The organism is Pelagibacterium sp., from assembly GCF_965249125.1.
Taxonomy (GTDB): Bacteria; Pseudomonadota; Alphaproteobacteria; order Rhizobiales; family Devosiaceae; genus Pelagibacterium.
Genome location: NZ_OZ252217.1, coordinates 512877 through 533303, shown reverse-complemented (window position 1 = coordinate 533303; position 20427 = coordinate 512877). Strand labels below are relative to the sequence as shown.

General features: G+C 60.2%; 24 protein-coding genes and 1 tRNA gene. 13 read left to right on the top strand and 12 right to left on the bottom strand.

From position 1 onward, the window contains the following. Positions 1-23 precede the first annotated feature (23 nt). Genes ACP148_RS02650 through ACP148_RS02640 form a run of 3 tightly spaced genes read right to left on the bottom strand, consistent with a single transcriptional unit; the run spans position 24 to position 1621 of the window. Positions 24-548 carry an SRPBCC family protein gene (locus ACP148_RS02650; protein ID WP_421951072.1) on the bottom strand — a complete coding sequence of 175 codons (525 nt, stop codon included), beginning with the start codon at positions 546-548 and terminating at the stop codon, positions 24-26. Then, positions 526-897, bottom strand: coding sequence for an ArsR/SmtB family transcription factor (locus ACP148_RS02645; protein ID WP_421951071.1), 372 nt, complete (start codon positions 895-897; stop codon positions 526-528). Before ACP148_RS02645 ends, ACP148_RS02650 begins: the two co-directional genes overlap by 23 nt. Before the next feature lie 10 nt (positions 898-907). Further along, positions 908-1621, bottom strand: coding sequence for a dihydrofolate reductase family protein (locus ACP148_RS02640; RefSeq protein ID WP_421951070.1), 714 nt, complete (start codon positions 1619-1621; stop codon positions 908-910). Between the two features lie 117 nt (positions 1622-1738). Here ACP148_RS02640 and ACP148_RS02635 point away from each other — a divergent pair, with 117 nt between their 5' ends. From ACP148_RS02635 to ACP148_RS02625, 3 genes are read left to right on the top strand one after another with little or no spacing between them, the layout of a single operon-like run. Then, the gene (locus ACP148_RS02635) at positions 1739-2425 is read left to right on the top strand and encodes a glutathione S-transferase family protein (protein ID WP_421951069.1); all 687 of its coding nucleotides are present in this window, start codon (positions 1739-1741) and stop codon (positions 2423-2425) included. Beyond that, complete coding sequence (locus tag ACP148_RS02630; protein ID WP_421951068.1) at positions 2422-2760, top strand: ArsR/SmtB family transcription factor; 339 nt, start codon at positions 2422-2424, stop codon at positions 2758-2760. The genes ACP148_RS02635 and ACP148_RS02630 overlap by 4 nt, the downstream gene beginning before the upstream one ends. Next, a complete protein-coding gene (locus ACP148_RS02625; RefSeq protein ID WP_421951067.1) occupies positions 2760-3233 on the top strand; it encodes an SRPBCC domain-containing protein in 474 nt (157 codons plus the stop codon). Before ACP148_RS02630 ends, ACP148_RS02625 begins: the two co-directional genes overlap by 1 nt. Positions 3234-3311: 78 nt before the next feature. Here ACP148_RS02625 and ACP148_RS02620 read toward each other — a convergent pair whose 3' ends face one another. From ACP148_RS02620 to ACP148_RS02595, 6 genes are all read right to left on the bottom strand, one after another. Beyond that, complete coding sequence (locus ACP148_RS02620) at positions 3312-3710, bottom strand: hypothetical protein (protein ID WP_421951066.1); 399 nt, start codon at positions 3708-3710, stop codon at positions 3312-3314. 22 nt (positions 3711-3732) lie between these two features. Then, positions 3733-4179 (bottom strand): DUF6641 family protein, encoded by a 447-nt coding sequence (locus ACP148_RS02615; protein ID WP_421951065.1) that lies wholly within the window; start codon positions 4177-4179, stop codon positions 3733-3735. A 716-nt stretch (positions 4180-4895) separates the two neighbouring features. Then, the gene (locus tag ACP148_RS02610; protein WP_421951064.1) at positions 4896-6152 is read right to left on the bottom strand and encodes a tyrosine-type recombinase/integrase; all 1257 of its coding nucleotides are present in this window, start codon (positions 6150-6152) and stop codon (positions 4896-4898) included. A 192-nt stretch (positions 6153-6344) separates the two neighbouring features. After that, a tRNA-Met gene (locus ACP148_RS02605) sits at positions 6345-6421 on the bottom strand. Between the two features lie 64 nt (positions 6422-6485). Further along, entirely contained in the window at positions 6486-6668 is a 183-nt protein-coding gene (locus tag ACP148_RS02600) for a hypothetical protein (protein WP_421951063.1), read from the bottom strand. 103 nt (positions 6669-6771) lie between these two features. Continuing rightward, entirely contained in the window at positions 6772-6906 is a 135-nt protein-coding gene (locus ACP148_RS02595) for a hypothetical protein (protein WP_421951062.1), read from the bottom strand. A gap of 153 nt (positions 6907-7059) precedes the next feature. On the opposite strand from ACP148_RS02595, the gene ACP148_RS02590 reads away from it, so the two are divergent. After that, entirely contained in the window at positions 7060-8013 is a 954-nt protein-coding gene (locus ACP148_RS02590) for a ring-cleaving dioxygenase (RefSeq protein ID WP_421951061.1), read from the top strand. A 146-nt stretch (positions 8014-8159) separates the two neighbouring features. Here the strand turns inward: ACP148_RS02590 and ACP148_RS02585 are convergent, their stop codons facing one another. Both ACP148_RS02585 and ACP148_RS02580 read right to left on the bottom strand, forming a co-directional pair. Further along, the gene (locus ACP148_RS02585) at positions 8160-10091 is read right to left on the bottom strand and encodes a vWA domain-containing protein (RefSeq protein ID WP_421951060.1); all 1932 of its coding nucleotides are present in this window, start codon (positions 10089-10091) and stop codon (positions 8160-8162) included. 2 nt (positions 10092-10093) lie between these two features. Then, the gene (locus ACP148_RS02580; protein ID WP_421951059.1) at positions 10094-10621 is read right to left on the bottom strand and encodes an RNA polymerase sigma factor; all 528 of its coding nucleotides are present in this window, start codon (positions 10619-10621) and stop codon (positions 10094-10096) included. A 131-nt stretch (positions 10622-10752) separates the two neighbouring features. Here ACP148_RS02580 and ACP148_RS02575 point away from each other — a divergent pair, with 131 nt between their 5' ends. After that, the gene (locus tag ACP148_RS02575; RefSeq protein WP_421951058.1) at positions 10753-10971 is read left to right on the top strand and encodes a hypothetical protein; all 219 of its coding nucleotides are present in this window, start codon (positions 10753-10755) and stop codon (positions 10969-10971) included. An 8-nt stretch (positions 10972-10979) separates the two neighbouring features. Here the strand turns inward: ACP148_RS02575 and mnmA are convergent, their stop codons facing one another. Then, on the bottom strand, positions 10980-12128 hold the full coding sequence (gene mnmA, locus ACP148_RS02570; protein ID WP_421951057.1) for a tRNA 2-thiouridine(34) synthase MnmA: 1149 nt from the start codon (positions 12126-12128) through the stop codon (positions 10980-10982). Positions 12129-12407: 279 nt separating this feature from the next. Between mnmA and ACP148_RS02565 the strand changes: the two genes are divergently transcribed. The 8 genes from ACP148_RS02565 (at position 12408) to ACP148_RS02530 (ending at position 20342) form a co-directional block, all read left to right on the top strand. Then, positions 12408-13817 (top strand): flagellar hook-length control protein FliK, encoded by a 1410-nt coding sequence (locus ACP148_RS02565; protein WP_421951056.1) that lies wholly within the window; start codon positions 12408-12410, stop codon positions 13815-13817. A 12-nt stretch (positions 13818-13829) separates the two neighbouring features. Next, positions 13830-14543: a flagellar hook assembly protein FlgD gene (locus tag ACP148_RS02560; RefSeq protein WP_421951055.1), complete on the top strand. Its 714-nt coding sequence runs from the start codon at positions 13830-13832 to the stop codon at positions 14541-14543. Between the two features lie 172 nt (positions 14544-14715). Then, entirely contained in the window at positions 14716-14994 is a 279-nt protein-coding gene (locus ACP148_RS02555) for a DUF1153 domain-containing protein (RefSeq protein ID WP_014131558.1), read from the top strand. Positions 14995-15262: 268 nt separating this feature from the next. After that, positions 15263-16888, top strand: coding sequence for a flagellar basal-body MS-ring/collar protein FliF (gene fliF / locus ACP148_RS02550; RefSeq protein WP_425033086.1), 1626 nt, complete (start codon positions 15263-15265; stop codon positions 16886-16888). Between the two features lie 6 nt (positions 16889-16894). Further along, the gene (fliG, locus tag ACP148_RS02545) at positions 16895-17968 is read left to right on the top strand and encodes a flagellar motor switch protein FliG (RefSeq protein WP_421951052.1); all 1074 of its coding nucleotides are present in this window, start codon (positions 16895-16897) and stop codon (positions 17966-17968) included. Then, positions 17965-18591 carry a hypothetical protein gene (locus ACP148_RS02540; protein WP_421951051.1) on the top strand — a complete coding sequence of 209 codons (627 nt, stop codon included), beginning with the start codon at positions 17965-17967 and terminating at the stop codon, positions 18589-18591. The genes fliG and ACP148_RS02540 overlap by 4 nt, the downstream gene beginning before the upstream one ends. A gap of 60 nt (positions 18592-18651) precedes the next feature. Next, complete coding sequence (gene fliN, locus ACP148_RS02535) at positions 18652-18939, top strand: flagellar motor switch protein FliN (protein ID WP_421951504.1); 288 nt, start codon at positions 18652-18654, stop codon at positions 18937-18939. Between the two features lie 32 nt (positions 18940-18971). Further along, the gene (locus ACP148_RS02530; RefSeq protein ID WP_421951050.1) at positions 18972-20342 is read left to right on the top strand and encodes a sigma-54 interaction domain-containing protein; all 1371 of its coding nucleotides are present in this window, start codon (positions 18972-18974) and stop codon (positions 20340-20342) included. Positions 20343-20427 lie beyond the last annotated feature (85 nt).

The following is a 20427-nucleotide window of genomic DNA, read 5'->3' as shown; positions in this document are numbered from 1 at the left end:
CCAATAATACTCGCCTATGCCAGTCAGGGAAAGAAGCTGCTGGTGGTTCCGCCGCAGGATTCGATATCCCTTTGGTTCTTGGTTTCGACCAGTTCCGCCAGTTGCGCCACAACCGTGCCCCAGCCATCGTGAAACCCGAGTTCTTCATGTTTCTCACGGTCCGCACGACTTTTGTGCAGGGCCTGCGCACGGTAGTGCGTGCCATCAGGATGGTCGGCCAGGGTAATGATTGCCGTCACAAAGCCATTTGCTGCGGGCCGCCAGCCACCGGTGAGCGCGTTCGTATAGACGATACGTTCTTTGGGAATAACGTCGAGAAAGCAGGCCGACAGGTGCGGCACGAACGGTCCGTGATCCTCGCGCATTTCGGTGACGAACGCACCGCCTGGTTGAACGTCTAGGCTGACGACACGGCAGGTCATGGGGGACGGAATCCACCATTGGGCCAGTCGGTCGGGGTCCACCCATGCATTCCAGACGCGGTCTCGCGGCGCCTTAATGATGCGAGAGACTTCGAGATCCAGTTCAGCGGTCACGGGCTGCATCATTGGTCTCCTCTTTCTGTTCCAGCATCACAAATGCCTCCAGCCGATCGGCCTGCGCTTCCCAAATTCTCCGCTGCTCGACAAGCCATCGCTCGGCATTGGAGAGACCTGGCCCATTGATCACACACGTGCGGGTCCGCCCCGCCTTTTTGGTCCGGATCATCCCGCTGTTTTCAAGAAGTCGAATGTGCTTCATGAACGATGGAAGTCCCATGTCGAAGGGACTTGCGAGTTCGCTGACGCTGGCCGGCCCTTGCCCGAGCCGGGCAATGACAGCACGACGGGTCGGATCGGCGAGCGCCAGAAAGATCGCGCTGAGATCGTCGGGCATTTGCTGGGCGGCTGATACCATTATCGTGTTCTCAGTTCCCTACAGCGCTGGAAACGGACAGATTGGTCTGCCCACGGACATATATTCCAGCCGCTCCATCGCCGGTGTTCTCAAGACGGCACATAATGAGACCCGAAGGCGTCCTCTCCTCGGAAAGCAGGTTGAAACCTGCTGGTGCTTGCGTGTCGCCAAACAATTTTCGTCCCTGGCCCACAATCACCGGAGCGATCGCAATACGCAGTTCATCGACGAGATTTGCAGCTAGGAGGGACCGGCCCAGTCGGCCGCTGCCGTGCACCTGCAGTTCGCCGCTTCCATCCTGTTTGAGCGCGGCGACTGCGGCTTCAACGTCACGGTCCAAGACCGTTGATGGCCCCCAGGTTGTATCGACAGGAGAGGAGGTCACCACATACTTGGGAAGCGTGTTGAGCCGAGCGGCGTTGCGATCGGCTGGATCGGTGATGGTGGGCCAGACAGCCGAAAATTCCTCATAGGTCCGTCGTCCGAATAGAAATCCGGTCGCAGTCGCTGCCCATGCCTCCACTCTTTCCTCCAGAGCCGCATCAACAAAGGGCACAAACCAACCGCCGCGCTCAAAGCCGCCGGTCCGGTCTTCGTCGGGGGACCCTGGGCCCTGGTAGACGCCATCGAGGGACAGGAAATTCAAAATGACAACGCGCACTTTAGCCTCCACGCATAATAGTTTTCCTTCAGGCCAACTATCACGAGCTGATACTTTGCTCAAGAGCAAAGTGACAACCTCGTCGCGTTAGTCGCAAGGTTTCCTGTAATGGAAACCTTATTGAACTCGCATGCGTTATGGTGTAACCGTTTCCTTGTCTGGAAACTAATGGATGCAGCAATGACCCTCACGCTCTACCTCCACCCACTCGCTTCCTTCTGCCACAAGGTCCTCATAGGCCTTTATGAGAACGGCACGGTTTTTGAACCCAGTCTTGTCGATTTCTCCAACCCCGGAGCCGCTGCTGCGCACATTGAACGCTGGCCAGTAGGCAAGATCCCCGTGTTGCATGACGGCGTCGGCAACAGGGTTGTCGCCGAAACCAGCATCATCATCGAGTATCTCCAGCAGCACTATGCCGGTCCGGTTCAACTGATACCGACCGAGACGGAACAACAGCTCGATGTTCGCCTTTGGGATCGCTTCTTCGATCTCTATGTCAGCGTGCCGATGCAAAAGATCGTGGGCGACCGTATTCGCCCCGAAGGCGCCTCCGATCCACATGGCGTTGCGGAAGCGCATGCGACGCTTGAGACTGCCTATGACATGATCGAGAAGAAGATCGAGGGACGCAGCTGGATCACGGGCGAGACCTTCACCATAGCGGATTGTTCGGCGCTGCCGGCGCTGTTCTTTGGCTCCGTCGTGCACCCCATCGGTGATGGCAGGCCGCAAGTGCGAGAATACTTCGAGCGCTTGCTGGAGCGGCCATCGGTGCAGCGTGTGCTCAAGGAGGCGCAGCCCTACTTTGAATTCTTTCCCTATCGCGACGCGATGCCGTCCCGCTTTTTGGAGCCTATGGCATGACCGTGACAGCAAGCATCGACCGCTATTTCCAGGCCATGGCTGACCCTTACCGGCGCGGCTTCATCGAGCAGCTCTCCAGGGGTCCCGCGTCCGTGAAGCAATTGGCAGCCCCAACCAACGTTCAATTGCCGGCGGTGCTCAAGCACCTTCGCGTGCTCGAAGACGGGGGCATTGTCGTTAGCGAGAAAGTCGGGCGCGTGCGCACCTATCGCATGAGGCCCGATGCCTTTGATGTAACGACCAACTGGATGGAGCAGCGCCAGCGCGACATGAATGCTGCCTTCGACAGATTGGCAGTTGCCATGGCCGAAGTTCCCGAGGAGAAGGATCACTGATGGGTATCAATGTCGATCACCGCAGTTTCGTCATTGAACGGGAACTGCCGGGCAGCCCGGCTCATGCTTTTCGCTTCTGGTCCGACCATAAGCTCAAGCGACGCTGGAACAGTTGTCACCCGGATTGGACTGTCCTCGAGGATCGCTTCGACTTCCGTGTCGACGGGTGTGAAACCATGATCTGGCGCATGCCGGACGGCATCAAACAGGCGATACTGGCGCACTTCCTTGAAGTTCATCCCCGCCAACGTATCGTTTATGCCTATACCATGCGCACCAATGGCATTCCCATTTCATCCTCGCTCGTCACTGTCGAGTTCGAGGGCCGAAGTGGCAATACCGTCATGACCTTCACCGAACAGGCCGTCTTTGCAAATGCAACAGACGGGGACGTGCGAGAGAGCGGCACAGGCATCGGTTTTGCTCGCCTCCAAGAAGCGATGAGGGATCTTGAGGAGGACACAAGCCGGTAAGCAAGCGATCGTGTGCTTCGCTGATACCCTGCGGCGCTTAACGGGAGGGTTGTCGGGTTTCAGGCAAGCTGTGCTGCCCTATCGGGCTATCTGCCCCGGCACGCCCCTCGCTGGGCGCTTGCCGGTAGCCATGACCCCTTCAATATAAGTGCCCACCTCAATGCCGAACTGGTGGACCAGTTCACAGCAGACATCGCTGGTTTTCGGAACCACCTCATAGGCGTAGTCGAAATGCATCACCGCGATTTGGACGTCCTTGAAAGCAGCGTGGGCGACATTGGCATCGAGCCAGCCGTCGCGATCCATATCGCCGCTGGCGAACAGCATGTTTTTGGACCAGTCACCCACCAGTCGCAGGACGGTCGATCGTAGTGCCGCGCAATCGCGCTGCCCCTGTTGATCATCAGCATGGGCAGGAACAGCCAGAGACAGAAATGCCGCCAGCAGCACCCATCGGGATTTGCTCGGCGGCATCATCGTTTTCTTCTAAGAAGAACTGTCAGCTGGCCTTGCGCAGCATCTGGCCACGTTCAGCAGCAGCTTTGGCCAACTGCTCGTCGAGTTCCCCGGCGCGGACAGCTTCGGTCAGCGTGTCGAGGATCGCAGGAAGTGCCGATAGCTCGCCAACGGCAACCGCGTTCTTGCCCTTGGCGAATTCGATCGGCTTTCCCGCATATCGAAGTGCAAAAAAGGTCTGACCGCTGCCATCGGTGAACCACCCCGTCCGCAAACGCTTCGGGGTCTCAACCTGCACGCGTTCACCAGCCTCGTTTTTGCGCCAAACCATGTGGGTCGGCGCATAGTGCTGCCCAGCAATTTTGGCTTCCGCCATGGCCTTCTGCTCGGTCAGGGCCGCAATCACCTTCTGGCGTGCCCGCTCGACAGGATCAGCATTGGCGCGAATAGGCTGCGCCGTGGTCAGGGTGAGGTTCTTGAGGATGCTCATTTCGTTCTCCGGAATCGTCTAAACCGACTTCCCGGATACAGCCTTTAGGCAAAAGGGCGACCAGAACTTGATTAATGCACTTCAAAAGGGATCAGCGGAAGGACAGCACGGCCCTGTTGGCATCTGCTCGCATACGCGTTCTGCAACGCTAGCGATTAGCGTTCCATCCAGCAAAAGCAGTCGTTATTGCAACTACAGCGGGCACCCAGACCCAAGCGTTTTGCGCAAGCAAAGCGGCTGGATTTGGTACCGTGAAGGCAGTGACCAGATGGACCAACGCGATGCCACCGCAGAGAACGCATCCAGCAGTGAACGCTAAGGTCGCAACCTTTGCTTTAGGCAAGGCAACGAAAACCGCAGTTGCGGCAAGCATAATGACGAAACCGAAAAGAAGAGGTCCCATCCAAGCGTCGGGAAAAGCCCGAGTTGCTGGGCCCATTGACACGCATCCACTGCCAAAACTTCCCGGCACCCGACACACGCCCGGTCGATAGACTGCGATGCCATACAAATAGCACGCAAGCATCGGGAGAGATGCCGTCCCGCCGAGAAACAGAGCCTTAACGCGGCCCTCGCTGAGAAACCAGGACTTGCCGGTCTCCACGTATTCAGCTGTTCCATTCTGTGTCATGCTGCCCCCCGATGACTGACCGGTAGCAGAAAAAGCGCCCATCAGGAAGCTGACCGGTTCCCCGCGCCCTTTTGTTTGAACAATTTTAATCTCGCCACTCGGGCCGCAGATGGTCCTTCATACGTTCGTTCGTGACCTGCCCATAGAACTTGTCGATCATTTCAGAGCTGGTGCCGGTGTTCCGGGCCAACACAAACACATCGACACCATGGATGAGCTGCTGGCTGATATAGAAGTGCCGGAACGAATATGAGGTTCTGCGCACACCACGATAGTCCACCAGCAGATCACAAGCCTTGAGCAGTTCGGCTAGGGCCTTTTTTGTGGAGCCGAGCCGCTTCCCGTCTCTGGTGGCGAATACCGGATCGGTGTCTTTTGGCTCAGTCCCAACATGGGCAACCCAGAAGTCCCATAGCCGATCAAACCAAGGCAATGCAGCTTCCTGTGGCACAAAGGTCCGGCTCTTGCCCTTTCCATGGACACGAATGCTGATATCGCGCTGTTCAGCCTTGAGCTTACGTTGCGCTCGATATTGGAGAACGTCACCCCAATTGAGGTTCCTGATTTCAGTTGGCCTCATTCCGGTGAACGCAGCAATCATGATCTGCGAATGCAGGACCGTGCGGTCCCAACGCAAGTGCTCATGGATTTCAGGATCGGATAACCTCGCAAGGCTGGTGCTTTGCAGCTTCATGAACTCCTGAGGTTCAAAGCTAGGCCTGTTGTTGGGCTTGCTTGCCCTTGCGATCCTGATTTCGGGCACCTGCCCGTTGTTCATATAGCCCCACCGAACAGCCTGCCTGAATAGCTGGCGCAGGATCACTGTTTCCGACTTCTGCCTGCTGACCGCAGGCATGCGCTTTTCAGGCAGTGGGCGCTTGATAGTCTTGCCGTTGCGTTTGTAGGTGATGTGGGTGATTTCGGCTCCCGGTCCGGTCAGCCAATATTCCTTGCGCCATTCGAGATATCTGTCGATATCGGCTTCGGTTATCGTGGCTATGTCCTTGGTGCCGAAATACCCAACGAAATAGCGCTGCACCACAGGAGGAACATCACGTGCGTGATAGGCTGGGCGTTCGCCGCGTTCCACCTCACGTTCGACCAGTGCAATGAACTCTTCGGCCACCTTGGCAAATGAGCTGGGCTTGGCCTTCATTCCGTTCTTGGCCCGGTATTGCGCCTCATACCAAATCTCATGCGCCTTACGCTGGGCTTCAATCTCATCAGAGGTTTCCAGGGAGCGCCTGATCTGCCCTTCGCCTTTGATCGAGAACCGCACCCACCAGTTGCTGGTGCCTTCGCGGCGATAGACCGAATATGGTTGTGAAAAATTTGAGTTCATGGACCCCGCACCCCTTGCATCATGGAGGTAGCCGAACCGTGCTAAGAATGTGCTACCTCGCGGTCCAGCACGTCCAGAAAACTCAATGATTTCAATGAGCGCAATTAGCCTGTGCCAGACCTGTGCTAACTTATTTTCAAGCTCCGGCAAGAGCAAGAAAATTGCTAAGTCGTTGTCTTTATTGAGGATTTTTGGTAGCGGAGGAGGGACTTGAACCCCCGACACGCGGATTATGATTCCGCTGCTCTAACCAGCTGAGCTACTCCGCCCCTGTAGGGCCCGGCCGCTTGGGCGACCGTCCGTCGGCGCGAAGGGCTGACGGCACGGGGCTTATTAGGGATCGTCGTTCTCGCTGTCAAGCGCCGTGCTACCCGGCTCAACGCTTTCCATATATCGCCCGATGGCAGCCAGATCACGCGTGAAAGCCTTTCGCTCTTCGGCGGCCCGGGCGCGATCTGACATGCGCGGCAGATAAGGGGGATGGACGGTGACAATGACCAGCGTTCCATCGTCCAATTCGCATGGTGTATCGCGTAGCTTCGATATCGTCGCACTCGCCCCCAGAAGGCTCTGCGCCGCCGTTGCTCCGAGCGCCGCGATGACCTAGGGACGTACCAACTCAATCGAGCCAGAACCGGAAGGCGGAAACCTCCCTGCCATTGGGCTTCCGGTGCAGCCGCCTTTTGCCACGCGGCACGCATTTGAGATGCTTGGCGGCGTTGATCACGAAGATTTTCGTCGGGTCGATCCCCAATTCGGCCGGCTCCACGAAGGGATGGCCCTCGATAGCCTCGCGATCGCCGGGTTGTTCGCCTGTTTCGAATAATGAATTCGGTTTGCACCCGTTTTGGCGAACTCAAGCGTACACTATGTTGGCTTCAACCAACGCTGGCTTTTGGAGACCATCATGGCCCTCGAACTCACCGGACTGCATCATCTGACCGCCGTAACCGCCAATGCGCGAAAGAACCTGCAATTTTACACGCAGGTTCTCGGCTTGCGGCTGGTCAAGCGCACTGTCAATCAGGACGACACCACCGCCTATCACCTCTTTTACGGCGACGGAAAAGCTTCGCCTGGCTCCGATATCACTTTCTTTGATTGGCCCACGGCGCCCGAGCAGCGGGGCACGCATTCCATAGTGCGCACGGCGTTCCGTGTGGAGGGCGAAACATCGCTTGCCTGGTGGAAGACCCATCTCCAGGCCAACGGCGTCAGGACCTCCGATATCGCCGAGCGGGCCGGCCACATGTCGCTCGATTTCGAGGACCCGGAAGGCCAGCGCCTGCGGCTGGTCAATGACACCCGGGCCGGCGGCGCCCACCCCTGGGACAAAAGCCCCGTGCCAAAAGAGCGCCAGATCAAGGGCCTGGGCCCGATCACCATGAGCGTGCCCGATCTTAAGCGCTCCGAGGCCGTGCTGACCGTCGTTATGAACATGCGCAATATCCGCACGCACCCCGCGACCGTCGACCAGGGCGAGGTCCATGTCTTTGCCATGGGCGATGGCGGCGCTTCGGCCGAACTTCAGGTCGCCGTAGAACCCGACCTGCCTTTTGCCCGGCCCGGCGCAGGCGGTGTGCACCATGTCGCCTTCCGCACGCCGGACAAAACCCAGTTCGATCAATGGGTGGCGCGCGCGACCCAGGCGGGCTTGCGCACATCGGGGGAAGTCGAGCGGTATTATTTCACCTCGCTCTATTTCCGCGAGCCCAACGGCATCCTGTTCGAAATCGCCACGGACGGTCCCGGCTTCGACGTCGATGAGCCGATGGAAACGCTCGGCGAACACCTTGCCCTGCCGCCCTTCCTCGAACCCAAGCGCGCCCAGATCGAGGCTAGCCTCAAGCCGATCGACTAGAGCGCTTCCAGGATAAGTGGGCACCACTTATCCGGTTCGGAAGCGCGACAAAACAAGGACTTAGAGCAATTGGAGCGATTCGAAGAAGCGCTGAAATGCTCTAGAACACGGATTGGAAAGGCCCGGGACTGTCCCGGGCCTTTCGCTCAATTCTCGAGACTTTCGGCGATATCGACCAGCCTTAAAAATTCTGCTCGCCGCCCTGTAGGATCGTCCCCAACCGCAGAAGCGGCCAGCGCCCTGATCTCGGACCAGTCCATCGCCCGCAAATGCGTCGATCCCTTGAGCTTTTGCCCGAACGCGGCAACGGCCGTCGCAAAATCCAGATCATCGCTTGCCATGCCCGTATCGGCATCGACACGGATCGGCGTTTCGATCAGTTCCGAAACATCGCCATCGGGCGCCTTGTAGCGAAGCTTCAGGAAGCCCAGTTCATCGTCATTGATGCTCGCTGCTACAGCCTCGTCATTGCCATACCGCAGCGGATCGATCGATCCCCGCGCGCCCACCGGCGTGACCTCGTAGATCGCAGTCACAGTGTGGCCCGCCCCGATATCGCCGGCGTCCACGGCGTCATTGTTGAAATCCTCGCGCGCCAAAGCCCGCGTCTCATAGCCGATCAACCGGTATTCGGAGACGGCCTGCGGATTGAACTCGACCTGAATCTTGACGTCCTTGGCGATCGTCAAGAGCGTGCCACCCATTTCCTCGACAAGAACTTTTCGCGCTTCCGAATAACTATCGATATAGGCCGCGTTCCCGTTTCCGGCCTGGGCCAGCGCCTGCATGACCTCGTCATTATAATTGCCCGTCCCGAACCCCAGAACCGAGAGGAAAATTCCCGCATCACGCTTGGTCTCGATGAAACCCTCGAGCCCATTGGGATCGGATAGCCCAACGTTGAAATCGCCATCGGTCGCCAGCAAAACCCTGTTGGTTCCGCCCTCGATCATGGCTTTTTCGGCCAGATCGTAGGCCGCCTCGATGCCCCGGGCACCAGCGGTCGCCCCGCCCGGCATCAGATCGTCGATCGCCTCCAGGATTGTCGCTTTTTCACTGGCCGGCGTGGGCTCGAGCACAATTCCGGCACTTCCCGCATAAGTGACGATCGAAATCGTATCCTCAGGTCCCATTTCATTGACCAGCAAGGCGAAGGCACGCTTGAGGAGCGGCAGTTTGCTCGGCTCGTCCATCGAGCCCGACGTATCGATCAGCAAAACCAGATTGGCCGGCGGCACGGCGTCAAGGTCGACGGTTTCCCCCTGTATGCCGATATGAACCAGCCGGTTCTCCGGGTTCCAGGGTGACGGATGCACGGCCACCGACGTTTCGAACGGCATATCGCCGTCGGGCGTGGGATAGGCGTAGTCGAAATAATTGATCAGTTCCTCGACCCGCACAGCACCGGATGGTGGAAGCTGCCCCATCTCCAGCGCGCGTCGCACATAAGAATAGGCGGCGGTATCCACATCGATCGAAAAGGTCGAAACCGGATTGTCCGCAACGATCTGCACGCCGCCTTCCGCAAAAGCGGCAAACCGATCGCCGCCTCCTGCCTCCACCAGATTGCCGAAAGCTCCGCCGGCCGTCGGTGCGATTGTGGACAATCTCTGCGTCATCGCCGGGGCGGGCGTCGCCATCGGTGCGGGCGCGGGTTCGGCCGCTACTACATCGGCCTGCTCCCTATCGACAAGCGTCTCAACCTCGGCCGCCTCTTGCGGCGCATCGACCTTCACCGTCTCGCGGCCGGCGCTATCCTGCCCGGGCCTCTCGAAAAGCCGATCGAGCGGCGTCAGCGCCGTCTGGTTCATCATGGCCACGCCGAGCGGCAACACCAGAAGCGCGGCAAAAGTGGCGCCCAGCGGAATACGCATATCCATTGTCCATGTCCCTTTGATCCTGGAAACGATGGATTTGAGACGCTCCGCCCTGGAAAATCCTTGGACGTCATGCGCATTTTTTTTCACTTGGGCATCGTCGAAGACCGCCATGGCTGCCGTAAGCGCCTGTTCGCGCGCCTTATCGGAGGCCGATGGCGGCGTCACCCCGCCGAGTGCGGATTTGAGCTTGTCGTCCATAGCTAAACCAAGCCTTTCAAGGCCTTCTTGGCCTCATGAACATACCAGGAGACTGTGGATTCCTTGGTTCCCATGATGGCTGCGGCCTCCGCATGCGCCATCTCCTCCCCATAGACCAGCAGCACTGCATCGCGCTGCTTTTCCGGCAGCCTGCGCACGGCGTCCCATATCTGCGACTGCGTCGTTGCGCTTTCCTGATCCGGCGCCATTTCGGTTGCATGAACATGCGCGAGGGCTTCGGTCTGCCGGCCCTGCCGCTTTCCTTGTCGCTGCCAATCCCGCACGGCATTGAGAACGATCCGGTAGAGCCAACTGGTAAAGGCCGCCCGCCCATCGAAACCGGAGATCGCCGTCGCCAGCTTGATGCACACGTCCTGGGTTACGTCTTCGGCATCCTCGCGATTGCCGCACCATTTGTAGGCGGTGCGATAGAGAAAATCGTAATGGAGCGAAACCAGCGCGGCAAAAGCCGCCCGGTCGCCCTTCGCCGCGCGGGCAATGGTGTCGTCTGTCGCCAGAATCTGATCCACCCCTGCCCTTTCACCTGCCACACGCGAAGTCTATTTGCATGTGTGACGATTGGCGCAGCAATATCCTTGGAAATTTTTCTGCCATCCCCTTATGTCAGGGACAACCGCTTACTCTTAGCAAGGAGAACGCCATGGCCGAGAGCGAAAAGCCCAATTGGGGCAATCGCATCATCCTTCTGATTTTCGGCGCACTGGCCGTCATCACCATTGTCGCAACGATTGTTGCGACAATGAATGAATGGGGCGAGGGCAATGTGGCGGGCGCCAGTGCCGTAGAAGACCTCTCGACGATCGAACCGGGCTCCGAACCCGTCGCCGAAACGCCACAAGAAGTCGAGGCCGTCCAGTAGGTGACCGATCAGGCGACGAGCGCCGCCGGCACTGCCTCGGCAATGAACCCACCGCCCAGAACCTGCGCATCAGCGCTGTCGTCTGAGTAAAGAACGCAGGCCTGCCCGGGCGCGATGCCCGTTTCCCCGGCGATGAGCGTGACATAGACCTCACCGTTCCGGATATTGACCACCGCTTCCTGCGGTGCCCGCGTCGATCGCACCTTGGCTTCCAGCGCCAGCCCGTTTCCGTCGGCCATTTCGGCCAGCGGGCGCGGGCCGAGCCAGTTGAGATCGCGCAGCCGTACCGTGTGAGCCGAAAGCGCCGATTTCGGCCCCACCACCACCTGCTGGGTCTTCGCGTCGAGCCGCAGCACGTAAAGCGGTTCGCCCGAAGCGATGCCCAGCCCGCGCCGCTGCCCGACAGTATAATGGATGATACCCTTGTGCCGTCCCAGAACATTGCCATGGGCATCGACGATATCGCCGGGCTTTTCGGCTTCCGGCATCAGCTTTTTGATCACGTCGGAATAAGAACCCTTGGGCACAAAGCAGATGTCCTGGCTGTCGCTCTTTTCGGCAACCACCAACCCCATATCGCGCGCCAGTTCCCGCGTTTCGTCCTTGGTCATATTGCCCAAGGGAAAGCGGAGAAAATCGAGCTGGCCGGCCGTGGTGGCAAACAGGAAATAGGTCTGGTCCTTGTCGCCGTCGAGCGGCCGCAGAAGCTGGCGCTTGCCATCGACGATCCGCGAGCGGACATAGTGCCCCGTCGCAAGGCAATCGGCGCCCAAATCCCTGGCCACCTCCATAAGATCCACGAACTTGACGGACTGGTTGCACGAAACGCACGGAATCGGCGTCTCGCCCAGCGCGTAGCTTTCGGCGAACGGTTCGATCACCGCCTTGCGAAAACGCTCCTCGTAATCGAGGACGTAATGGGGAATACCCAGGGTCGCCGAAACGCGGCGGGCATCGTGAATGTCCTGCCCCGCACAACACGACCCCTTGCGGAACGTGGCTTCGCCATGATCGTAAAGCTGCAGGGTAACGCCGATCACTTCATAGCCCTCTCGGGCCAGAAGTCCGGCAACGACTGAAGAATCGACGCCGCCCGACATTGCGACGACGACGCGCGTTTCGCCGGGGGACCGGTCGAAACCTAGGGAGTTCACCATTTCTCTCACATCCGGTTGGGGTCAAGGGCCAGCGGACAAACCGGATGGCACGCCCATCCGGTACAGATTGCGGCTTTTACTCCCTTGCCGCGCGGTCCGCAACGCAGCGCGGCATTTTTTGCCGCTTGCCGGGACAATCCTGCCGCCCGAACGCCAAAAACCCATGGCACGAATTCTCCCAAGTTACTGATTTATAGGAAAAATACACCAGACGCCAAACTGGCATCCCTCTTGCACCGCGTTGATCGACCAATTGTGCGCACAAGAGTTCGAATCCAAGTGACCAACGCGATCAGCATCGGAACAAGAGCCGCCCCCCTGGCCGTTCCCGCCAAACCGGGGGCCGGGATCCAGACCGGTGGCGCCATCGATTTTTCGAGCCTCATCGCCCTTGGACCCTCGGCCAACCCCGGGACCGGCCACCAGATCGGCACCAGCTCCGCCCCGTCCATCCCGACCGCCGATGCGCTGGTCGGCATGGAGTTGGCCGCCGAGCTGGGAACCGAATTATCGGCACTTTTTGAAAAGCTCACGGCTCTGTCCGAAAAGCTCAAGGACAGCACACCGATCGATGAAACCGATCTTGACGAACTGCAAAACCTGCTTGCCGCAATAGAGGGCCTTATCGATCAGGGCGCTCCCTTGCCTGCACTGGGCTCACCCGCCCTGACGGCGCTCTCCGATCTCGCCGCCGAACTTGACCTCGACATCGCAAAAGATTTCGGGCCGCTCGATACCCTTGCAGCGCTGTCATCGCGCATTGCCGACACATTGCGCGATGACGCGCCCGAAATCGCCGCCCAGCTCACCGGACTTGCCAGGACCCTCGATAGCCACGTCGCCACCCTCCAGAGCGCTATGGCCGACGAGCAGGCCCAGGCAGCCGTCGCCGTCAAGCACGTCCAAAGCGAAACCCGCCTCAATCCTGCCGCCACCATTGCCGCTCAGGCTGGCGAAACCGCCGAGCCTGAAAGCGTCGACAAACCGGCACCGGGCACGCAAAAGAGCGATTCTCCTGCCGGGTCCGAACGCTCGCTCGTTCAGGGTAACCAGTCGTCTCAATCCCCCTCGGCCAAAGACACAAAACCGGGCACGCAACATAATGGCGCCGCCGGTGGGCCGGCAGCCACGTCACCCCAGGAAAATCTCGAAACGCCTGACGGACTTACCATTCAGCCCAGCCAGGCCCAGCCTTCGACATCGGGTCCGGCTGCCCTTACTCGCCCCGAAGCAGCGCTCTATCAGCGCCCAGAAGCGCAGATCAATCTGCCCCACATCGCTGCCGAGATTTCCCGCCACATCCAGAACGGCGTCAACCGTTTCGAGATCAGGCTCAATCCGCCCGAACTTGGCCGTATCGATGTGCGCATGGAAATGGACAATTCCGGCAATGTCGTCGCCCGTCTCGCCGTGGAGCGCAGCGAAACGCTCGATCTTCTTCAGCGAGACCAGCGCGCCCTCGAACGCGCCCTGACCGACGCCGGGCTCGATGCGAGCAAGACCGAGCTCGAATTTTCGCTCGGCCAGCACAACGGCGGCAATGACCGAAGCGATGCCGAACGGGCGCCCTGGCGCATGAGTGTCGTCGACGCCGCCGCTGAAACGTCATCGAGCGCGGCGGCCCTGCCCGACCGGGCCGGCTCCACATATGGCTATGCGCGGCTCGATGCCGTTAACCTCTGGGTATAAGGACACCAATCGATGGTCGATTCCGTCTCAGGCGCAGCAACCACATCGAGCTCTGATCTCGGCACCAGCCGCAAGACCATTGCCGACAATTTCGACACCTTCCTGCAGCTTCTGATTACCCAGCTCAAGAATCAGAACCCGCTCGAACCCCTCGATACCAACCAGTTCACCCAGCAATTGGTACAGTTCACCTCGGTCGAACAGCAGCTCAAGACCAATGAGTTCCTCGAAACGATGATGCAGTCTTCCCAGAACTCAACCAACGCCCAGGCGGTGAGCTATGTCGGCAAGACGGTTACCGCCTCGGGGGCGACGACCGACCTTATCGATGGCAAGGCAAACTGGATCTACCGCGTCGACGCGGCGGCGGAAAACACCAATATCACCATCAAGGACGCCAGCGGCAACGTCGTTTACACCGAAGCAGTGTCCCTGGCGGCTGGAACCGACCAGATCGTCTGGGACGGCACGACGTCCTCGGGCAGCAAGCTCACCTCCGGCCAGTTCACGATCACCATCGACGCCCGCGACTCCAACGGCAAATATGTCCCCGTCACCACGGAAATGCAGGGCGTCGTCGATGGCGTCGACGTCAGCGGCTCCGAGCCCTTTATCCTGATCGGCGATCTGCGCATCCCGCTCTCATCGGTCTCGTCGGTCCACGCATCCGCTTCCAGTCCCGCTCCCGATCCGGAAACACCCGAGACCGAGCAGGAAGCAGCCTGACGGTTCTTACTCCTATCTCATTGAATTTGCAGACAGGGCCGCGTGCGCGCATGCGTTTTGTCCTCGCATTCTGCATGCGGTTTTAACCGGTTGTAAGTTTCCGCTTAGCCAAATTTTAAGCCAACCGCGCTAGGGTAAGCGCTGGTTATGGTCAGGTTGAGTAGAGAGTAAAATGACCGTCCAAATGCGTCCGCGCGTGAAATACGTGATAGGTCCCGATGGCAGTCCGCTGACCATTGCAGACCTGCCGCCTCCGAATACGAAGCGCTGGGTCATCCGCCGCAAGGCTGAGGTCGTCGCTGCCGTTCGCGGTGGGCTTTTGAGTCTCGAAGAGGCTTGCGAGCGCTACACCCTGAGCGTCGATGAATTCCTCAACTGGCAGGCCGCCATCGACAAGCATGGTCTTGCCGGGTTGCGGACCACCTGGATCCAGCACTACCGGGAAGGCTGAACACCGGCGTTCAGCGCACGAATTCGCGCCTTCAGAACCAAAACCCGCCACGACCATCGTGGCGGGTTTTGTGCATTCCCTTAACGTTTCGCCGACCACAAGCGGGCAAAAATTGCCGTTTTTGCATTGTGCGAGAATTGGTTAACACCTTGTTTACCATACGCTAGGCATATTTTGCCCAGTGGGCTCGGTGATTTGATTGCGCCGTCTTCCTGGGCGCTCCTTGAGGAGTGCCAAGAAAAGAAAACGACTAGGCTGAGGGTGCAGCGTGAATCAATTGGGGGAACTGCTGGGCAAGCTCGGCGTCGCACGCATAGCCGCCATGGGGGTGGTTGCAGTGATGATCCTGGGCTTTTTCGCCTTCATCATGGTGCGCTCGACAACCCCGCAACTCGCCCCCCTCTACACAAACCTCGAATTCGACGATTCCGCCGCGATTATCGCCGAGCTGGGCGGCATGGGCATCCCTTACGAAATCCGCAATGAGGGCGCGACGCTCCTCGTCCCGCGCGACCAGATCACCACAATCCGCATGTCGCTGGCGCAGGACGGCCTGCCGGCGCGTGGACAGGTTGGCTACGAAATCTTCGACAATCAGTCGACCCTCGGCGCCACCAGTTTTGTTCAGAACATCAATCACATTCGCGCCCTTGAAGGCGAACTGGCTCGCACCATTGGCGGACTCAGCCGCGTGCAGAGCGCCCGGGTTCATCTTGTACTGCCCGAGCGCGAACTGTTTCGCCGCGACATCCAGGAGGCCTCCGCCTCCATCGTTCTGACGGTCCGCGGTCAGCTTTCGGCCGGCGAAATTCGCGCGGTCCAGCATCTTGTCGCATCCGCGATCGAGGGCCTGTCGCCCAATGCGGTCTCGATTGTGGACAGCTCGGGTTCGCTTCTGGCCTCGGGCTCTGGTGAGGGCGAGGTGTCGATCACCGCGCAGGCCGTGGAAGAACGGACCCTGGGGGTGGAGACCCGCATGCGCTCGCGGCTCGAGGAGTTGCTGGCGTCCGTGGTCGGCCTCGGCCGGGCCCGGGTGCAGGTCTCCGCCGAACTCGACCTCAACCGCTCCACCCGCACCTCCGAAACCTTCGATCCCGATGGCCAGGTCGTTCGTTCCACCCAGACCGTGGAAACCGGCGATCAGTCCAATGGACCGGGCGGCGCGGGCCAGGTCACCGTTGCCAACGAATTGCCCGGCGCCTCCGAGCAGGGCGGCGAGGGCGGCACGCAAAGCTCCTCGTCCTCCCTCGAGGAAACGCTCAACTACGAAATCTCCTCGACCACCGAGACCCAGGTCACAGAGGCGGGCTCGATCAAGCGCATGTCGGTCGCCGTGGTGGTCGATGGCGTTTACACCTACGATGCGGCGGGCAACGCGATCTACGAACCCCGCCCGCAGGCCGAACTTGACCAGATCACCGCACTGGTGCGCACCGCCATGGGCTACGACGCCGATCGCGGTGACCAGATCGAAGTCATAAACATGCAGTTCGCCGAACGCCCCGGCATCGAAGCGGGAACGGCCGAGCCCGGCCTGTTCGAGTTCAACCGCGACGACCTGATGAAATTTGCCGAAATGGCCGTGACATTGCTCATTGCCCTGGCCCTCGTCCTGTTCGTTATGCGCCCCCTGGTCAAAAAGGTTCTTGCCCCCGAGCCCAAGCCCCTGGCCCTGCCCGAGGCGGCAAGCGTTCCCGCCGAATATCAGGAGCCTCAGGAAGACCCCATGGCCGAGGCGCGCGCGCGTGAAGCCGCGACCGAGGCGTGGATGGAAACGGCAAAGTCGCTCGGCGAGTCCCAGGTCAAGGCGCTCAAGATGGTTGGCGAACTCGTCGACGAAAACCCCAAACAGGCCTCGCTGATTATCCGCGACTGGCTGAGCGAGGCGGCATAGACTTCCATGGCGCTAACTGAACCCAACGCACCGCTGAACGCGACCTCGGCAAAGGGCCTGCAGGTCGGTGACGATGCCACCCAGCGCCAGATGCGTGGCGACGAAAAGGCTGCGGCGCTGCTTCTGGCGCTCGGTCCCGATTTCGGCCGCCCCATCCTCGAAGAACTCGACGAAATCGAGATCAGGGCCCTCTCGCGCACCATGGTGCGCCTTGGCCCCATCACCCAGCAGATGCTCGACGAACTGCTCGCCGAATTCATCATGGGGGTCTCATCGACCGGCACGATGGCGGGCAACTCCGACACCACCGAGCGCCTGCTGCTGTCCTTTCTGCCCCAGGACCGCGTCGAACAGATCATGGAGGAAATTCGCGGGCCCGCCGGGCGCAACATCTGGGAAAAGCTCTCCAATGTGCAGGAAGATATCCTGGCGAGCTACCTCAAGAACGAATACCCCCAGACCATCGCCGTGGTCCTGACCAAGGTCGCGCCCGATCATGCCTCGCGGGTGCTCTCGGTGTTGCCCGAGGAACTGGCGCTCGACGTCGTCCAGCGCATGCTCTCGATCGACCCCGTGCAAAAGGAAATTCTCGAAAAGATCGAGTCCACATTGCGCACCGAATTCATGTCGACGCTGTCCCACACACAGCGTCGCGACAGCCACGAGCAGATGGCCGATATCTTCAATGCGTTCGATCGCCAGACCGAGGCGCGCTTCATGACGGCGCTCGAGGATGCAAGCCGCGACAGCGCCGAGCGCATCAAGGCCTTGATGTTCACCTTCGACGATCTGACCCGCCTCGAATCGGCCGCTATACAAACCCTGCTTCAGAACTTCGACAAGAAGGAACTGGCCCTGGCCATGAAGGGGGCGTCCGACGCGGCTCGCGAATTCTTCTTTGCCAACATGTCCACCCGCGCCGCGGGCATGATGCGCGACGACATGGAAGCCATGGGTGCCGTGCGCCTCAAGGACGTCGATGAGGCCCAGTCCCGTCTCGTCAATACTGCCAAAGATCTCGCCGCCCGCGGCGAAATCGTCATCAACAAAGGCAAGGCCGATGAGGAGATGATCCTGTGAGCGTCGCCCACAAATTCACCTTCGATCTCGATCTGGCCCACAAGCCGCCGGCCAACAAGGTCATGCCCGAACACGAGTTCGAGCAGATGGTCGCCGCGGCGCGCGAGGAAGGCTACCGCCAGGGCCTGGCCACAGGGAAATCGAGCGTCGAAGCCCAGTCGGCGACGGCCCTGGCCAAATCTGCCGAAAAGCTCGCCAGTCAGGTCGCCCAGATGGTGCAAGCCATCCAAGACTATGAAAAGCGGCACCTAGGGCAATCGGTCGATCTTGCTGCGTCGGTCGGCCGTAAGCTGGCCGCACACCTGATTGCCCGCGAGCCGCAGTCCGAACTGGCAGCGCTGTTGTCCGAATGCATGGCATCGCTTGAGGCGGCCCCGCATCTGGTCATCCGCTGCCATCCCGATCTTTGCGACGCCATGAAAGCCATCGCCGAAGAGCGCATGAAGGTCTCGGGTTTTTCCGGCCGCCTCATTGTGCTCGGTGATCCCGATATCCGGCTGGGCGACGGAAAGCTCGAATGGGCCGAAGGCGGCCTCGTGCGCGACATCAATGCAATATCCAACGAAATCAACACCCGCATCTCCGCCTATCTGGCGGCCCGCGGCGCCGAGCAGGGAGACTGATCCATGGCCAATGGCGACGACGACATCCAGACCGCACCCGACGCCATCTCGTTTGAGGAAATGCTTGCCGAAGTCGACAATGACGACGCCGGCAACGGAGAAAAATCTGCGGCCGACCTCGAGGCCGTCTTCGACGTTCCAGTCCGCCTCTCGGTGGTTTTGGGCAGAACCAGAATGCCGGTGGCAAAACTCTTGAAAATGGACATCGGTACCGTGGTCGAACTGGACCGCCAGGTCGGCGAAGCCATCGATATCTATGTCAACGATCGGCTCGTCGCCCGCGGCGAAATCGTACTCGTTGAAGGGCGCCTCGGCGTCACCATGACCGAAATTATCAAGGCCGGCTAAACCCTTAGTCCGCCGGCAAGGAGACCACAGACATGCGCTTACTGATTATCGGCGCCCTCGAAGGACAACTCAGCCAGGCCTCCAAGATGGCTATGGATGGTGGCGCCAAGGTCGCCCATGCGGGCACCATAGAGATCGCTCTGGCCTCACTGCGGTCGGGCAAGGGCGCGGACCTGCTGCTCGTCGACGTCATGGTCGACATCCCCGCGCTGATTGCCGCGCTTGAAGCCGAACGCATCGCGATCCCGGTCGTCGCCTGCGGCACGGAAACCAACGCCGCGGCCGCCGTCAACGCCATACGCGCCGGGGCCAAGGAATATATTCCCCTCCCCCCCGACGCCGAATTGATCGCCGCGGTCATCGCCGCCGTCGCCCGCGAAACATCCGATTTCCTCTATCGCGATCCCGCGATGGCCAAAATTGTCAAGCTCGCCGATCAGATCGCAGGGTCGGACGCCTCGGTTCTGATTACCGGCGAGAGCGGCACCGGCAAGGAGATCATGGCCAAATATCTCCACGCCCGGTCCAAGCGCGCCAACCGGCCCTTCATTTCCATCAACTGCGCCGCCATCCCCGAACACCTTCTCGAATCCGAACTGTTCGGCCACGAAAAGGGAGCATTTACCGGCGCCGTCGCCCGACGCATCGGCAAGTTCGAGGAAGCCAATGGCGGAACGCTGCTGCTCGACGAAATCTCGGAAATGGATTTCCGCCTGCAGGCCAAGCTCCTGCGCGCCATTCAGGAGCGGGTCATCGATCGCGTCGGCGGCACCAAGCCCGTCCCCGTCAATATCCGTATCCTCGCCACCTCGAACCGCGAATTGCTGACCGAGGTCAAGGAAGGCCGTTTCCGCGAGGATCTGCTGTTTCGCCTTAACGTCGTCAATCTCAAGCTTCCGCCGCTGCGTGAGCGTCCGGGAGACATCATCGCCCTGTCCGAGCATTTCGTGGCCCGCTATTCGGCGGCCAATGGTCTTTCCCAGCGCATCCTGTCCCAGGCGGCGCGTGACGAATTGCTGCGCGCGCCCTGGCAGGGCAACGTCCGCGAGCTCGAAAACACACTCCACCGCGCAGTGCTGCTCTCTTCGGGTGACGTGATCGAACCCGAAGCGATCCGCATGCCCGATGGCACCGGGCTCTCGGAAGCAGTTGCCACTCATTCGCTCGCCAGTCAGGCCGCCGCTGCCGCCGACGCGGTGTCGCGCTCGATGGTGGGACGCACCGTGGCCGATGTGGAACGCGACCTGATCATCGATACGCTGGGCCATTGTCTGGGCAATCGGACCCATGCCGCAAATATCCTCGGAATTTCGATCCGAACGCTGCGAAACAAGCTCAACCAATATGCCGACGAGGGGGTGGATATCCCCGCTCCCGGTGAAGCCCGCTCCAGCGCCGCATGACAATCGCGGCCCCCCTCCCGCCGGCTGCCCCGCCCCATCATGGGCCGGGCCGCGGCGTGGGGGCCGCCGCCGCCTCCCACCCGCC

Bases quoted from the DNA above. Each gene is read 5' to 3' on its own strand.
- ACP148_RS02650 (WP_421951072.1), bottom strand. From the start codon at position 548: ATGATGCAGCCCGTGACCGCTGAACTGGATCTCGAAGTCTCTCGCATC.
- mnmA (WP_421951057.1), bottom strand. From the start codon at position 12,128: ATGGTGAACTCCCTAGGTTTCGACCGGTCCCCCGGCGAAACGCGCGTC.
- ACP148_RS02585 (WP_421951060.1), bottom strand. From the start codon at position 10,091: ATGGACGACAAGCTCAAATCCGCACTCGGCGGGGTGACGCCGCCATCG.
- ACP148_RS02555 (WP_014131558.1), top strand. From the start codon at position 14,716: ATGACCGTCCAAATGCGTCCGCGCGTGAAATACGTGATAGGTCCCGAT.
- ACP148_RS02560 (WP_421951055.1), top strand. From the start codon at position 13,830: ATGGTCGATTCCGTCTCAGGCGCAGCAACCACATCGAGCTCTGATCTC.
- fliN (WP_421951504.1), top strand. From the start codon at position 18,652: ATGCTTGCCGAAGTCGACAATGACGACGCCGGCAACGGAGAAAAATCT.
- ACP148_RS02615 (WP_421951065.1), bottom strand. From the start codon at position 4,179: ATGAGCATCCTCAAGAACCTCACCCTGACCACGGCGCAGCCTATTCGC.
- ACP148_RS02610 (WP_421951064.1), bottom strand. From the start codon at position 6,152: ATGAACTCAAATTTTTCACAACCATATTCGGTCTATCGCCGCGAAGGC.
- ACP148_RS02625 (WP_421951067.1), top strand. From the start codon at position 2,760: ATGGGTATCAATGTCGATCACCGCAGTTTCGTCATTGAACGGGAACTG.
- ACP148_RS02645 (WP_421951071.1), bottom strand. From the start codon at position 897: ATGGTATCAGCCGCCCAGCAAATGCCCGACGATCTCAGCGCGATCTTT.
- ACP148_RS02530 (WP_421951050.1), top strand. From the start codon at position 18,972: ATGCGCTTACTGATTATCGGCGCCCTCGAAGGACAACTCAGCCAGGCC.
- ACP148_RS02630 (WP_421951068.1), top strand. From the start codon at position 2,422: ATGACCGTGACAGCAAGCATCGACCGCTATTTCCAGGCCATGGCTGAC.
- ACP148_RS02590 (WP_421951061.1), top strand. From the start codon at position 7,060: ATGGCCCTCGAACTCACCGGACTGCATCATCTGACCGCCGTAACCGCC.
- ACP148_RS02635 (WP_421951069.1), top strand. From the start codon at position 1,739: ATGACCCTCACGCTCTACCTCCACCCACTCGCTTCCTTCTGCCACAAG.
- ACP148_RS02575 (WP_421951058.1), top strand. From the start codon at position 10,753: ATGGCCGAGAGCGAAAAGCCCAATTGGGGCAATCGCATCATCCTTCTG.
- ACP148_RS02620 (WP_421951066.1), bottom strand. From the start codon at position 3,710: ATGATGCCGCCGAGCAAATCCCGATGGGTGCTGCTGGCGGCATTTCTG.
- fliG (WP_421951052.1), top strand. From the start codon at position 16,895: ATGGCGCTAACTGAACCCAACGCACCGCTGAACGCGACCTCGGCAAAG.